The organism is Streptomyces sp. NPDC111507 (assembly GCF_055638955.1).
The window spans coordinates 429317-443634 of the sequence record NZ_JBVKBU010000001.1 but is presented as its reverse complement, the minus strand read 5'-3'; the positions used below and the strand labels follow the sequence as shown (position 1 = coordinate 443634).

Genomic DNA, 14318 nt, shown 5'->3' with positions numbered 1-14318 from the left:
GCTCACTGAGAGCCCCGGAACCGCGGCCCCTCCACGATCAGTCCGGACACCAGGGCGCCTGACATGCCCGCGTGCGGGAGGCCGCCGCCCGGGTGGGCCCAGCCGCCGACCACGAACAGCCCCGGCATACGGGTGGTGTTCGACGCGTGCAGCAGCCGTCCGTCCGCCGCGGCGAGCGCCGGTGCGGGGACGGCGCCGCCGTCCGCGCCGGTCTCCTCCGCGAAGTCGGCAGGAGTGCGGACCTCGTGCCACAGCCGACGGTCGCGCAGGCCCGGTATCGCGCGCTCGGCGACACCGAGCATCCCCTCCACGTCCGCCTCGGACACCGACAGGCCCGACGGGGCCGTGACGCTCAGCGTGACCGCCTCGTGCTCCGCGTCCGGTGCGAGGGCGGGATCGTCCGGGCGCGACACCGTCACGGTGGGCGAGGAAGGCAACCCCGGACGCTCACCGAAGAGCCGGTCCAACTCCTCCGCCCGGTCCGCCGCGTGCACCACCGTGCGGTGTGCCACCCCCTCGGGACGCCCTCCGCGCAGCGCCAGGAGCACGGTCAGCCTGCTCGGCGCCCTGCGCTGCGGCGCGACCTCGTCACCGCCCCGTAGCGCCGTCCCGGGGACCAGGGCGTCGAGCGCTCCGGGCGCGACACCGGCGACCACGAAGTCGGCGTCCGCGACCTCGCCGTCGGCCAGCTCCACACCCGTCGCCCGGCCGTCCTTCTCGACGATCCGCGCGACCGGGGCCTCGAAGCGGAACTCCACCCTGCGGGCCACGCACCGCTCGTACACCGCGCGCGCCAACTCCCGTATGCCGCCGCGCACATACCAGGTGCCGAAGGCGTGCTCCATGTACGGCAGTACGGCCGCGCTCGCCGGGGTGACGCGCGGATCGAGCCCGTGGGCGAGGGCGTGGCTCTCCAGCAGGGCCGTGAGGCGCGGGTCGCGCAACTCCCAGGCGGCGACCTCGGCGAGGGTCGTGGCGCGGCGGGTGCGCAGCAGCTTCTTGTGCGGCACCGAGGGGTAGGGCTCACGTTCGGCGAGCACCGACCAGTTCGGCCACAGCGGCTCCTCCAGGAGCGGCCTGCGGGTGCGGTCCCAGGCCTCGCGTGCCCGCACCAGGAAGTCGCCCCACCGTGCGCCCGCGCCCGCCCCGAGGGCCTCGTCGAGGGCGGTGACGACGCCCGCGCGCGAGGCGTTCGGCAGACCGACCTGCGTGCCCTCGGCGAAGACATGGCGCGAGGACGGGTCCACCTGGACCAGCTCGACGCACGTCTCCAGGGGCTCCTTGCCCGTCTTGACGAACAGATCGCGGTAGACCGCGGGCAGTGGGAGCAGTCCCGGGCCCGTGTCGAACACGAAGCCGTCGCGCTCGAAGCGGCGCACCGCCCCGCCGTACGTCGCCCCGCGCTCGTACACCACCACCCGGTGGCCCGCGACGGCCAGCCGGGCGGCGGCCGCCATCGCGCCCATCCCGGCGCCGATCACCGCAATCCGTCCCATGCCAGCGACTTTATCGGCCGCCACTGACAACCCGGTCCGCGGTCTCAGTCGGGTGGCTGTCCCACCCGCTCGGCCAGGCGTTTCTCCTCCCGGCGCTGGGCCCTGCGGCGCAGGAACCGGCGGATCCGTGAGATCAGGAAGAAGAGCGCCAGCAGGCCCGCGAGCAGCAGCACGCCCGCGATGATCGCCGCGGCCTCGGGGTGGAACATCGCGAAGGTCAGGATCCCGGCGACCCCGAGATCCTCGGCGGTGCTCATGACGAAGTTGCTGAACGGCTCCGGCGAGGTGTTGATCGCCATCCGCGTCCCGGCCTTGACCGTGTGGCTCGCCAGCGCCGTCGAACCGCCGATCGCGCCCGCCGCCAGATCGGAGAGCGAACCGCTCTGCCCTGCGAGCAGGGCCCCGACCCACGCCCCCGCCGCCGGGCGGATCACGGTGTGCACCGAGTCCCACACCGAGTCCACGTACGGGATCTTGTCGGCGACCGCCTCGCACAGGAAGAGAACGCCCGCTGTGATCAGGATCTCAGGGCGCTGAAGGGACTCCGGGACGTCGTCGCTCAGACCGGTCGCTCCGAAGATGCCGAGGAGCAGCACCACCGCGTACGCGTTGATGCCACTGGCCCAGCCGCTGGTGAAGACCAGGGGGAGTACGGACACGGACGCGATCGTAACCAGTTGACGACGGTGCGTCCTGGGCATGAGTGCGTACGGCTGAGTATCCGTACTTAGTGAGTGAGATGAGTACGCGCGCGGATGGGGCCCGACCTGCGCGAAAGAGAGAGTGGAGACACGGAAAGGGGCGCGGCTCCGGTACCGCCGACACGGGGCGGCGGAACGGTCCTCGCGCCCTTGGCCGCTCCTTCCGTCGACTCCGTCGGCGGGAGCGAGGCACGGGGGAACCCGGGGGACGACCGAACGGGGGCCCAACGGGGAGTACGGGGGAGTACGGCGAAGCGCCGGTTCGAGGTGGCCCGCGGGGGACGCGGCCACCTCGGACCGGCGCTTCGCCGTGCCCCGTGTTCGTACCGAGCCCTGTCAGCTCACCGATTGCCGCTCACGCGGCCCTGGAGCAGCCGTGACAGCGCTGCGTGGACGTCGTCCAGGGAACGCTCCGGTTGGAAGGCCTGCCAGTCCAGGGCGGCCACCAGGACCATCCCGACCAGCGCGGCGGCCGTCAGCGGAACGTCGATCTCGTCGCTGAGCTCGCCGTTCGCCACCCCTTCGCGCAGCACGCCCTCGACGACCGCGACCGCCTCCTGCCGGACCACCATGAGCGTGGACTGCCAGGCCCGGTTGGTGCGCCACAGCTCGGCCACGTAGAGCTGGGTGAAGGCCGGGTAGCGGTTGATGAAGGCGAGCCCGGCCCTGATCATCGCGTCCAGTGCGTCGACCTTGGTGCCGCCGTCCCGGTCGGTGCGCTCCGCGGCCTCCCGCAGGGAGGCGGTGAGGAGTCCCACGCCGTGCCGCAGCAACTCCTCGAAGAGGACGGACTTGCTCGCGAAGTTGTAGTAGACCGTGCCTTTCGCGACCCCGGCCCGCTCGGCGATCTCGTCCACGGTGGTGGCGGAGAACCCCTGTTCCGCGATGAGGGTGACCGCCGCCTCGTAGAGCTTCTGCCGGGTCGCCTCGCGACGGCCGCCACCTGCCGTGGTGCTGCTGCTTTCCATGGCCCTGATTGTCACAGGCTCAGCTCGGGGTGCAGACGGTCGAGGGTCCACACCTGCTTGCGGTGTGCCGACAGGGCGGTGAGCGCGAGCGCGCCCGCGGTGAACGCCGTGAGGACGGCGCACGCCTGCCAGACCGGTCCGAGACCGCCGCCCGTGATGAGCCTGCGGAGGGCCTCGACGACGTAACTCATCGGCAAGAAGGGGTGGATCGCGTTGAAGAAGCCCGGACTGGTCTGCACGGGGTACGTACCGCCCGCCGAGGTCAGCTGGAGCATCAGGAGGGCGAGGACGAGAATCCGGCCCGCCGCTCCGAAGCGTGCGTTCAGCCACTGCACGAGCGCCGCGAAGCACGCCGTCACCAGGCACAGGAAGCCGACCGTCCCGGCCGCCCGCACCATCTCCACGCCGATCGCCCAGTGCAGTACGGACATCAGGGCCACCGTCTGGAGCGCGCCCAGGGCAGCCACTGGCAGCCAGCCCGCCAGCGCGATGCGCCAGGCCGAGGCACCCACCGCGAGCGCGCGCCGGTTCAGCGGCTGGATCAGCATGTACGCCACCATCGCGCCCACCCACAGGGACAGCGGGATGAAGTACGGGGCGAAGCCGGTGCCGTAGTTGGGCGCCTTGTGCAGGTCCTTGGAGGCGAGCTTCACCGGGTCGGCCATGACCTGGGTGCGCAGGTCGCGGTCCTGCCGGTCGTAGTCGGGGATCTGCCCGGCGCCGTCGTGCAGCCCGCCGGCGAGCTGCCCCGAGCCGCCGACGAGCTTGTACATGCCCTCGTCGAGGGTGCTCGCGCCCGTCTTCAGCTCGCCGACACCCGTGTCCAGGTCCGCCGCGCCGGTCTTGGCCGTGCCGAGCCCCGTGCGCAGCTTCTTGGCCCCCGCGGCGACCTTCTCGGCGCCCTCGTTCAGCTTGTTGACCTTGGAGACGGCGTCGGTGAGGTCTTCGGAGAGATGCGGCGAGCGGTCGGCGAGGGCCTGGGCCTGCTTCTGCAGGGTGCCCAGGTTCTTGTCGAGCCGGTCGAGATCGCCGTTCTGGTCGCCGATGAGCGTGTTCACGTCGTCGGCGACCTCGGCCACGTCCGCGGCCGCCTGCCGGGCCTTCTTCAGGTCGGGGCACGCGGCGTCGGGCAACGGGAGGGTCTCGCAGCGTGCCTTGTAGACGGCGCTCAGCGCGTCGGACGCCGTATGGGCGCCCTTGGCGGCGGCCGGGGCCGTCTTCACCAGCGTGTCGAGGTTGTGGCGGATCCCCGCGGCGGAGTCGGCGACGAGCCGGGCGGTGTCGCCGATCGACTTCTCGTTGTCCTTCAGGAAGGGGCCCACCTTGTCCGCGACCCCGTTGACCTTGTCGGCCAGCGCCCCCGTGCCGTCGGCGACCTGCCGCGAGCCGTCCGCCAGGTCGCCGGCGCCCTTGTCGAGCTTCCGCAGGCCCCCGGAGAGCTTGCCACTGCCCTCCTTGGCGTCCTTCAGGCCGTCGGCGAGGTCCTCGGAGCCCTTCCGGGCCCTGCCGATGCCACCGCTGAGTCTGTCGGCTCCCTTGGCGGCCTTCTCGGTCGCCCCGTGGATGTCCGAGAACGAGATGAAGATCTTGTCCAGGAACGACCGGGAGGCCTTCGTGGACGCCGCCGTGCGCACCTCGCCGAACACCGTCCGTGAGATCTGCCCGACGATGTAGTTGTTCGCGTCGTTCGTACGCACCTGGAGGGCACCCGTCTCCGGAGCCTGTCCGGAGCTGGAGGCGATCCTCCGGCTGAAGTCGGACGGCATGGTCAGCGACAGGTAGTACGTGCCGTCCTCGACCCCCCGGCGGGCCTCGGCCGCGCTCACCTCGTGCCACTCGAAGGTGTCGCTGTCCCGCAGCCCCTTGGTGATGTCCGCGCCCGCCGAGAGCTTCTTGCCCGCGACGCTCGCCCCCTTGTCGTCGTTCACGAGCGCCACGGGAATGCGATCCAGCCGGCCGTAGGGGTCCCAGAACGACCACAGGTAGAGGGCGCCGTACAGCAGTGGCAGCAACAGGAGCGCGGCCAGCGCGGCGCGCGGGAGTTTGCCCCGGCCGAAGCGCCTGAGCTCAAGAACGGCCAGTCTCGGCGAGCGCATCGGCCGTCTCCTCGTCGTCGGTCTCGCTGGTGTGGTCGGTCGGGCGGGTGGACACGCGGACGGCTCCGTCGGGAGCCTCGCCGCACACCGCCACGACCGTGGTGCCCGACTGGGCGATCGACTTCAACAGGGCCCAGACCTCGGCCCGTTCGGCATCCGACAACTTGAGGTCGGTGTCGTCGACGCCGAGCAGCCCCGGGCGGCCGACGAGGGCCAACGCGACGGACAGCCGCAGGGCTTCGAGCCGCTCCAGGTCGCGTACGGCGGTCCGGGAGCCCTTGGGCAGGGCCTCCCGGTCCAGCCCGGCGGCGGCCAGCGCGGAGTCGATCCGCAGCTTCCCCTCGGCCGCCCGTTCGGTTCGCGGACGCAGCGGTCCGCGCAGGGAGTCCTTCAGGGGCGTCCCGAACCGCCGCTGCAGCAGCGCCCGTTCGAGCAGGTGCTCCCCGACGGTCAGGGCGGGGTCCAGGTCGGTGACACCCGGGACATGGGCCAGCGCGCTCGTGCGGCGCACCGCGGCCATCTGCCGCGGCAGCGTGGCCCCGCCCACGGTGGCCGTCCCCTCGGTGGACCGCATCCGGCCCGTGAGCGCGAGCAGCAGGCACGTACGGCCCGAGCCGGACGGCCCCGCGACCGCGATCAGCGACCCGGGCCCCGTATCGACACCGACCCCGCGGAACGCCCAGCCGCGAGGGCCCTCGAGTCCGAAGTCCCTGGCCGTGACACCGAGTCCGAGCGGACCGTCCACAGCGTCCCCATCCCCTGAACATTTTTGAACTGACTGGTCAGTGCAAAAACTAACCCGAACCTTCGATCGAAGCAAAGGCCCAGGTCAGAACGGATTGTCAGTGGCATACCTCACGATGGGCACATACGGCCACAGTGCCGTCACACAGACGACAGGAGGTTCGTCATGGCCACCTCTTCCGCAGCAGCCGCCCACCGGCGCCGCGCCACCGGCCCTGCCCCCTCACTGGCCGGCCCGGCGGGCGACGTACACCCCGTGCTCCGCCGGGCCACGGCCCCACCCGCCGCCCTCGACCTGCTCGCCCAGGCCCGCGCCGGCCTCGACGAGGCGACCGCCCTGGAAACACCCAATGAGCGCTACGCGACGGCACACTTGGCGGCCCTGCGCACCGCCGCCGCCGTCCTCGCCGCACGGGGCCGCCCGGAGCCCACACCTCGACGCCGCGCCCGCATCCGGAGCGCCTGGGAAGTGCTCCCCGAGATCGCGCCCGAACTCACCGAGTGGAGCGCCCTGTTCGCCTCCGGAGCCGACCGGCGCGCCCGCGCCGAGGCAGGTATCCGGGGCGCGGCCGGCACCCGCGACGCCGACGACCTGATACGCGACGTGGCGATGTTCCTGCGCCTCGTCGAGCGGATGCTGGTGCTGCAGCCCGTACTGCCCCAGCCCCGTCGCGACGGAGAGGAGGAGGGGGACGGAGCCGGGGAGGTCGGGGAGTACAGGGGCGACAGGGAGGTCCCGGACGCGAGCTGACCCCGCGATCCGCCGCGCGACCCGATGCCTGATCCAATGCCTGATCCGACGCGTGATCCGCCGGGTGAGACGGAGGGTCGGGTACGACGGCGGAGGCAATAGGGTGGAGGCGCCTGAAGCCTCCTGCCGGGAGGCCCCCCGATCGCTCCGCCGCGCAAGAGGCGGTGCCGCTCCGAGGAGTCAACTGCCGTGCCGGACCCGACGCGCCCTCGCGCTTCTCTCCGTACCGCCGTGGTCTGGGAGGTCCTCAAGGACGCTCTCGACCGCCGGGTCAAGGCCACCGGGCGGGAGTCCCTGGACGTCCTCGACACCGGAGGCGGCAGCGGCAACTTCGCGGTGCCCGTGGCCCGTCTCGGCCACCGTGTCACCGTCGTCGACCCCAGCCCGAACGCGCTGTTCGCGCTCGAGCGCAGGGCCGCCGAGGCCGGGGTCGCCGACCGTGTCACGGGTGTCCAGGGCGACGCCCACGGCCTCTTCGACGTCGTCGAGCGCGGTGGCTACGACGTCGTGCTGTGCCACGGGGTCCTGGAGTACGTGGACGACCCCGCCGACGGCGTGCGCAACGTGGTGGACGCGCTGCGCCCGGAGGGCGTTCTCAGCCTCCTCGCGGCGGGCCTGGGCGGCGCCGTGCTCGCCCGTGCCCTCGCCGGCCACTTCAAGGAGGCCAAGCAGGCGCTCGACGACCCGGACGGACGCTGGGGCGAGGGCGATCCCGTGCCCCACCGTTTCACCGCCGACCAGCTCACCGCGCTCGTCGAGGGCGCGGGTCTGCGCGTCGGCGCCGTGCACGGCGTACGGGTCTTCGCGGACCTGGTCCCCGGCGTCCTCGTGGACACCGAGCCGGGTGCCGTGGAAGCCCTTCTGAAGCTCGAGGCGGCGGCCGCCGAACTCCCCGCGTTCCACTCCGTGGCCACGCAGCTTCATGTGCTCGGTGAGGCGCCGGGTGCCGATGAGGGTTGAGTCGCCACTGATGTTGCGCCCCTGATCAGGGGCGGGGCGGCAGATGGAGTACGCCACAGGCCACCCGATCGGGCGCTCGGCGCCGTATGATCGAGGGAGACCGTCCGGCATGACGGGCCGGTTGCTGGGGAATGCACGCCTCAGTGAATCGGGGTGCCATGGCGGGTTCCGGTTGGCGAATTGGCGCAGAGGGGCGGGTTTCACGGGGGCGATTCCCTGCCTATCCTGAAGGGGACCCCCGGTCGCCCCGGCGACTGCACGATGAGGAGGACGCCGTGCCGCTCTCGGAGCACGAGCAGCGAATGCTCGAGCAGATGGAGCGAGCGCTGTACGCCGAAGATCCCAAGTTCGCGACAGCGCTTGAGGGAAGCGGGCTGCGTACGTACACCCGGCGACGGGTCTACCAGGCGGTCGCGGGCTTTCTGGTGGGTATCGCGCTCCTCATGGCCGGAATGGTCTCGAAGCAGATCTGGGTCAGCGTGGTGGGTTTTCTCGTCATGCTGGGCTGTGCGGTGCTCGCCGTCACCGGTTGGCGCAAGGCTCCCAAGCCGGGTGAGCAGCCGGCCGCGCCCGGCGCACCCGCCACGCGTCACCAGGGCCGACAGCGCCGCTCCATGATGGACCGCATCGAACAACGCTGGCAGCGACGCCGAGACGAGCAGGGGCAGTAGCCCCGCGGGGTCAGTAGCCCTGCGGGCGCCCGCAGTCGAAGACAACGCGTGAGGGGTGTCCCACCCGGCCCGGGTGGGACACCCCTCAGTCGTACCCCGACAGGGCGTCCCGCCCGCGCCGAGGTGAAGCGCTGACGTGACGCGCCGATGTGAAGCGCTGACGTGAAGCGCCTGGCGTGACGCCGACGAGAACCGAACCTTCGCCTGGGGGACGCCGGCCGGTGCCGGCGGATCGCCACCGGCGGCCTCCGTCCCGATCGCGCACCAACCACATGTGGCCCGTGCCCCCGACCGGGGACACGGGCCACATGGTTCAACGCGACGTCAGCTGTTCTGCCCCGAAGGACGTCGCAGCAAGGACTCTCTGCGCGCCGCCAGCCGGGCCGACACAGCCGCCCAGGAGGCCGACGCCGCCCAGGCCACCCGGACGGCTGAGCGGGGCGCGAGCAGGGCGCGCAGGCGGGCCGTGCGGCTCGCCCGGGCGCCGAGGGCGTCCGTGACACGACGGGCGTCCTCCGCGAGCCCCGCCGTCAACCGGGGGTGCGGGGCGTACAGCACCTGCTCGACCGCCGCGGCCAGCCGGTGCACCGCCTCTGACGCCTCGGCTTCGAGGAGCCCGAGCCGCACGATCCGCGCCGCGGCCTTGCGTGGTGTCTGGGACTCGTCCGGCACGATTCCGTAGTCCCACGCCGTGTCGGTCACCTCCAGCCAGGTCGCCAGCGTGTACGCGGGCGCGTCCGCCTCACTGCGGCCGTGCGCACCCAGCCGCACGGACCGGAGCCGCATCCGCCACAGCATCGGCAGCAGCGGTACGACCAGCAGCAGGAGTCCGGCCAGTGTGTACCCCAGGATCTGCAACCACGGAGTGCCGTCGTCCTTCGAGCCCACCGTGGCCAGCGCGGACTGGCTCGGGCACGCCTCCAGCTTCTTCTGCTCGGCCAGGCAGTTGCCGCTGGCCGAGGGAGCGGTGGATGGCGCCGCGGACGTCGACGTGGACGGCTTCGGCACCGTCGGCGAGTCCGACCCGGGCGTGTCCGTCTGGGTGTACTCCGGCACCGAGCCCCGGTTCGGGGTCGGCTCGAAGCGGGTCCAGCCCACCCCTTCGAAGTACAGCTCGGGCCAGGCGTGCGCGTCCCGCAGCCCCACCGACATCGAACCGTCGGACTGCGGGGAGCCGGGCGTGAAGCCCACCGCGACCCGGGCCGGAATCCCCAACGTACGGGCCATCGAGGCCATCGCGAAGGAGAAGTGGACGCAGAAGCCCTGCTTGTCCTTCAGGAAGCGCGCGATCGCGGCCGAGCCACTGCCCACCTGCACCTGGGTGTTGTAGGTGAACCCGCCGTTCACCGCGAAGTAGTCCTGGAGTTTGACCGCCTGCTCGTAGTGGTTCGTCGAGCCCGCGGTGACCTTGCGCGCGGTGTCGGCCACCACCGCGGGCAGCGACGACGGCACCTTGGTGAACTCGCGCTTCAGGGCCTTCGACGGCTCCGGCGCGTTCGCCAGCTGCTCCGCGGTCGGCTGCACGATCAGGCTCGTCACCTCGTACTGCACGCCGCGCGTGTTCTGACCGTGGTCGCCGACGAGCGTGCGCCCGACCGGCTCGTACCGCCAACTGCCGCTGATGTTCACCTTGCTGACCGGGTACGGCATGGGCAGCCAGTCCTGCGCGTACCAGTCGGCCGCCGAGATGCGGGTCTGGATCTCGCTGCGCTGGACATCGGCCCCGAGGCCGATCGGCGTCGGGAACGTGTCCGGCACGTCCTGGATGTGTCGCTGGGCCGGCTTCCACGCCGTGCCGTCGAAGTCGTCCAGGGACACGATCCGCAGATACATGTCCTGAGTGTCTTCGGTGTTGGTGCGGTACGACATGACCTGGCGGTCCTCGTCCACGTTCAGGCTGTCGCGGAGCGAGACCAGCGGGTTCACCGCGGAGATCGTGCCGCCTCCGGAACCCGGGCCGACGCCCGCCCCCGCGCCGCCCAGCAGACCGCCGTCGAGGGCGGGCAGGGCGAGCGGCACGGCCAGGGCGACGCCCAGCGCGACCACGCCGATGCGCCGCCCCGTGCGGACTGGTGCGACCGTGCCCGAGGAGGCGTCCAGCCCCTGTGAGCGGGGCGCGCCGCCGAAGACCCGGCCCCACTGGGAGAGCCGGTCGCGGCCCTCCGCCAGGAGCAGCATCAGATAGCCCGTGGCCGCGAGCAGGAACCACAGCCAGGCCCAGCCGCCGCCCGACAGTCCCGCGGCGACCGAGTACAGCGCGAGCAGGGGGAGTCCGGCGGGGGCCGCGCTGCGGAACGTCACGGCGAGCGTGTCCACCGCGAGCCCGATCACCAGGACACCGCCGATCAGCATCAGGCGGATGCCGTCGGACAGCGGCGCCGGAATTGCGTACCGCCCGACGTCGTCCGTGCCCGCCTGGAGCAGATCGCCGAGATGCCGGAAGGCCTCCGGACCCGGGACGAAGCCGAGGAGCGCCTGCTGCTGGGCGAAGACCAGCGTCAGCAGCATCAGCGTCACCAGCGTCTGCGCCGCCACCGTCAGCGGCCGGGCCAGCGGAACCCGCCGGGTCAGCGCGCCCACACCGGACTGCAGGGCCAGCAGGAACACCGCCTGGAGGAACCACGTCGCCGGCTTGACCAGCGGCAGCAGCGCGCACGCCGCCATCAGTGTGGCCGTCGCCGAATACAGCGTCAGCCGAGCCCGTCCGCTCATGATCGCCCACCCCCTGCCGTACTCCCCGTCGAGGCGGCACCTGCGCGCTGCTGGTCCGCCTGCCGCCACAGGTCGGCGAGTTCCGCCCCCCGTGGCACCGTCACGGCGGTCCAGCCCGCCTCGCGCAGCATGCGCAGTCGGTCCTCGCTCCTGTCCAACGGGCCGGGGATGTCGGTCGGTTCCCGCACCCAGGTCTCGCTGTCCAGCAGGAAGGCGACGGCCCCGCCGCTGCGCTGGCGCATTTTGGCGAGCACCGTCGCCTGCTCCTCGTCGAGGTCGCCGAGAAAGGCGATCAGCAGCCCTTCGTTGCCCCCACGCAGGACGTCGTAGGCCCGGGAGAGCCCGGCGCCGTCCGAGTGGTCGATGACCGCGAGCGTGTCCATCATCAGTCCGGCCGCGTCCGCCGATTCCTGGCTCGCGCCCGCGAAGCCGTCGGCGCCCTCGCCGGGCACCGAGTTGCCGTCGTCCGTCAGCAGCCGCACCGAGAAGCCCCGCTCGAGCATGTGCACCAGCGTCGACGCCGTGCCGGACACCGCCCACTCGAAGGCGGAGTCCGGGCCGGCGCCCTCGTAGGCGATGCCCCGGGTGTCGAGCAGCACCGTGCAGCGGGAGCGCTGCGGCTGTTCCTCGCGACGGACCATCAGTTCGCCGTAGCGCGCCGTCAGGCGCCAGTGCACCCGGCGCAGGTCGTCGCCGTAGCGGTAGCCGCGCGGGATGATGTCGTCCTCGCCGGCCAGCGCCAGCGAGCGCTGCCGCCCGTCGCCGTACCCCTTCGCCTCACCGCTCAGCCGTACCGGCGGCAGCGGTTCCACGCGCGGGATGACCGTCAGGGTGTCGTATGTCGAGAAGGAGCGGGTCAGTTCGCACATCCCGAACGGGTCCGTCAGACGCAGTTGCAGCGGACCCAGCGGATAGCGGCCGCGCAGGTCGGAGCGGACCCGGTAGGACACCTCGCGCCGCCCGCCCGCCTCCACCCGGTCCAGGACGAACCGGGGCCGCGGGCCGAGCACGTAGGGCACCCGGTCCTGGAGCATCAGCAGGCCGGTGGGCAGCCGCGAGACGTTGTCCATCCGCAGATGGACGCGGGCCTCGGAACCGGCCGGCACCCGCCCGGGGGAGAGCCTGCGGCTGCCCGCGACCCGGTAGCGCGTGCGGTACAGCACCGTCGCGCAGACCAGCGGCAGGACCGCGAGGAGCAGGCCGACCCGGAGCAGATCGCTCTGCCCCAGGACGTACGCGCAGATCGCGGCCGCGATGCCGGCGGCCAGGAAGGAGCGCCCGCGGGTGGTGAGACCGGTGAGCGCGGTGCGCAGCCCGCCCTTGTCCTCCTCGGCGTCGCCGGTCCCCCCGGGCGTCATCACAGCCTCCGGGGCGGCTGCTGGCCGTACGCGGGCGCGCCGCGGCCCATCGTGAAGCCCGGCTGCTGCTGGGGTGCCGCGGGAACGGCGGTCTGCTGAAGGATCTCCTGGACGACCTGCTCGGCCGTACGACGGTTCAACTGTGCCTGGGCCGTGGGGAGCAGACGGTGGGCCAGGACCGCCACGGCGAGTGCCTGGATGTCGTCCGGCAGCGCGTACTCCCGGCCGCTGAGTGCCGCGGAGGCCTTCGCCGCGCGCAGCAGATGCAGCGTGGCACGCGGCGAGGCGCCGAGTCTGAGGTCGGGGTGGGTGCGTGTGGCGGCGACCAGATCCACCGCGTACCGCCGGACCGTCTCCGCGACGTGGACCGTGCGGACCGCGTCGATCAGCTTCACGATCTCGTGCGCGTGCGCCACCGGCTGGAGGTCGTCCAGCGGGGAGACCCCACCGTGGACGTCCAGCATCTGGAGCTCGGCCTCCGCACTGGGGTAGCCGATGGAGACGCGGGCCATGAAGCGGTCGCGCTGAGCCTCAGGCAGCGGGTAGGTGCCCTCCATCTCGACCGGGTTCTGCGTGGCCACCACCATGAAGGGGCTGGGCAGTTCGTAGGTCTGCCCGTCGATGGTGACCTGGCGCTCCTCCATCGACTCCAGGAGCGCGGACTGCGTCTTGGGGGAGGCGCGGTTGATCTCGTCGCCGATCACGATCTGCGCGAAGATCGCACCCGGTTTGAACTCGAAGTCCCGGCGCTGCTGGTCCCAGATGGACACACCCGTGATGTCCGAGGGCAGCAGGTCGGGCGTGAACTGGATACGCCGCACCGAGCAGTCGATGGACCGCGCCAGTGCCTTGGCCAGCATGGTCTTGCCGACGCCGGGGACATCCTCGATCAGAAGATGTCCCTCGGCGAGCAGCACGGTCAGCGAAAGCCGTACGACCTCAGGCTTGCCTTCGATCACTCCTTCCACCGAACTGCGGACACGCTCCACAGTGGCGGTCAGATCTGTAAGGCTCGCTCGATCGTCATAGGTCGTCACCCGGCCCTCCTCGGCCCGTTCTCGGGCCGACGCCCTGTGCGGACCGGCCCACCCCGAATCACGGACACCACGCGCGAGAAGTTCCGCGTGACGCCACAACCGCATTCTTGTTGCCGTTACCGGTTCGTGTCACTCGGCTGTGGATAACTGGCTGCGATATGTCAGGTCTTGCGACTCTTTGGGCGCCGGTGGGTCGGGGCTTTTTTGTGAAGTGAGGGTCCCACGAGGGCCCCAGGAGGTTTTACGAGGGGCCCGGTGGGAGCGTTCAGGCGGGGTCTATCTCGCGCAGCAGACCCGTCGTCACGTCGAAGACGAAGCCGCGCACGTCGTTCGTGTGCAGGAGGAACGGTGAGGTGCGCACGCGCTGCATCGACTGCCGTACGTCCTGTTCGACGTCCCGGAAGGCTTCGACCGCCCAGGCGGGGCGCTGGCCGACCTCCATCTCCAGGTCGTGCCGGAAGTCCTCGGTGAGGGACTCCAGGCCGCAGCCGGTGTGGTGGATGAGAACGACGCTGCGGGTGCCGAGCGCCCGCTGGCTGATGGTGAGGGAGCGGATCACGTCGTCGGTCACGACGCCGCCCGCGTTGCGGATGGTGTGACAGTCACCCAGCTGCAGGCCGAGCGCGGCGTGCAGGTCGAGCCGGGCGTCCATGCACGCGACCACCGCGACGTGCAGCACGGGGCGTGCGTCCATCCCGGGATCGGTGAACGCGCCCGCGTACTGCTGGTTCGCCTCGACGAGACGGTCGGTCACGCCGCCGCCCGTGATTATGGCGTCTTCGGGCTCTGTGGGTACGGATGCAGAAGTCGTCATAGCTATGACG

General features: G+C 71.8%; 12 protein-coding genes. 3 read left to right on the top strand and 9 right to left on the bottom strand.

Annotated features, from left to right (window positions below; genetic code table 11):
* Window positions 1-2 precede the first annotated feature (2 nt).
* The 5 genes from ACZ7M2_RS01990 to ACZ7M2_RS01970 form a co-directional block, all read right to left on the bottom strand.
* The gene (locus ACZ7M2_RS01990; RefSeq protein ID WP_471593759.1) at window positions 3-1496 is read right to left on the bottom strand and encodes a phytoene desaturase family protein; all 1494 of its coding nucleotides are present in this window, start codon (window positions 1494-1496) and stop codon (window positions 3-5) included.
* Between the two features lie 44 nt (window positions 1497-1540).
* A complete protein-coding gene (locus ACZ7M2_RS01985; protein WP_067363688.1) occupies window positions 1541-2155 on the bottom strand; it encodes a DUF4126 domain-containing protein in 615 nt (204 codons plus the stop codon).
* A gap of 383 nt (window positions 2156-2538) precedes the next feature.
* Window positions 2539-3165: a TetR/AcrR family transcriptional regulator gene (locus ACZ7M2_RS01980; protein WP_471593758.1), complete on the bottom strand. Its 627-nt coding sequence runs from the start codon at window positions 3163-3165 to the stop codon at window positions 2539-2541.
* Between the two features lie 11 nt (window positions 3166-3176).
* On the bottom strand, window positions 3177-5261 hold the full coding sequence (locus ACZ7M2_RS01975) for a YhgE/Pip family protein (RefSeq protein WP_471593757.1): 2085 nt from the start codon (window positions 5259-5261) through the stop codon (window positions 3177-3179).
* Window positions 5233-6006 (bottom strand): ATP-binding cassette domain-containing protein, encoded by a 774-nt coding sequence (locus tag ACZ7M2_RS01970; protein WP_471593756.1) that lies wholly within the window; start codon window positions 6004-6006, stop codon window positions 5233-5235. Before ACZ7M2_RS01970 ends, ACZ7M2_RS01975 begins: the two co-directional genes overlap by 29 nt.
* Before the next feature lie 165 nt (window positions 6007-6171).
* Between ACZ7M2_RS01970 and ACZ7M2_RS01965 the strand changes: the two genes are divergently transcribed.
* The 3 genes from ACZ7M2_RS01965 to ACZ7M2_RS01955 all read left to right on the top strand — a co-directional run bounded on the left by ACZ7M2_RS01965 (window position 6172) and on the right by ACZ7M2_RS01955 (window position 8387).
* On the top strand, window positions 6172-6756 hold the full coding sequence (locus ACZ7M2_RS01965) for an SAV_6107 family HEPN domain-containing protein (protein WP_471593755.1): 585 nt from the start codon (window positions 6172-6174) through the stop codon (window positions 6754-6756).
* 189 nt (window positions 6757-6945) lie between these two features.
* Window positions 6946-7716, top strand: a complete 771-nt coding sequence (locus ACZ7M2_RS01960; protein WP_471593754.1) for a methyltransferase — start codon at window positions 6946-6948, stop codon at window positions 7714-7716.
* Between the two features lie 275 nt (window positions 7717-7991).
* Window positions 7992-8387 carry a DUF3040 domain-containing protein gene (locus tag ACZ7M2_RS01955; protein WP_060902071.1) on the top strand — a complete coding sequence of 132 codons (396 nt, stop codon included), beginning with the start codon at window positions 7992-7994 and terminating at the stop codon, window positions 8385-8387.
* Window positions 8388-8711: 324 nt separating this feature from the next.
* Here the strand turns inward: ACZ7M2_RS01955 and ACZ7M2_RS01950 are convergent, their stop codons facing one another.
* The 4 genes from ACZ7M2_RS01950 to ACZ7M2_RS01935 all read right to left on the bottom strand — a co-directional run bounded on the left by ACZ7M2_RS01950 (window position 8712) and on the right by ACZ7M2_RS01935 (window position 14308).
* A complete protein-coding gene (locus ACZ7M2_RS01950) occupies window positions 8712-11099 on the bottom strand; it encodes a transglutaminase TgpA family protein (protein ID WP_471593753.1) in 2388 nt (795 codons plus the stop codon).
* On the bottom strand, window positions 11096-12457 hold the full coding sequence (locus ACZ7M2_RS01945) for a DUF58 domain-containing protein (RefSeq protein ID WP_471593752.1): 1362 nt from the start codon (window positions 12455-12457) through the stop codon (window positions 11096-11098). Before ACZ7M2_RS01945 ends, ACZ7M2_RS01950 begins: the two co-directional genes overlap by 4 nt.
* A complete protein-coding gene (locus ACZ7M2_RS01940; RefSeq protein WP_351701162.1) occupies window positions 12457-13494 on the bottom strand; it encodes an AAA family ATPase in 1038 nt (345 codons plus the stop codon). Before ACZ7M2_RS01940 ends, ACZ7M2_RS01945 begins: the two co-directional genes overlap by 1 nt.
* A 265-nt stretch (window positions 13495-13759) precedes the next feature.
* Window positions 13760-14308 carry a beta-class carbonic anhydrase gene (locus ACZ7M2_RS01935; protein ID WP_352046596.1) on the bottom strand — a complete coding sequence of 183 codons (549 nt, stop codon included), beginning with the start codon at window positions 14306-14308 and terminating at the stop codon, window positions 13760-13762.
* Window positions 14309-14318: the final 10 nt, after the last annotated feature.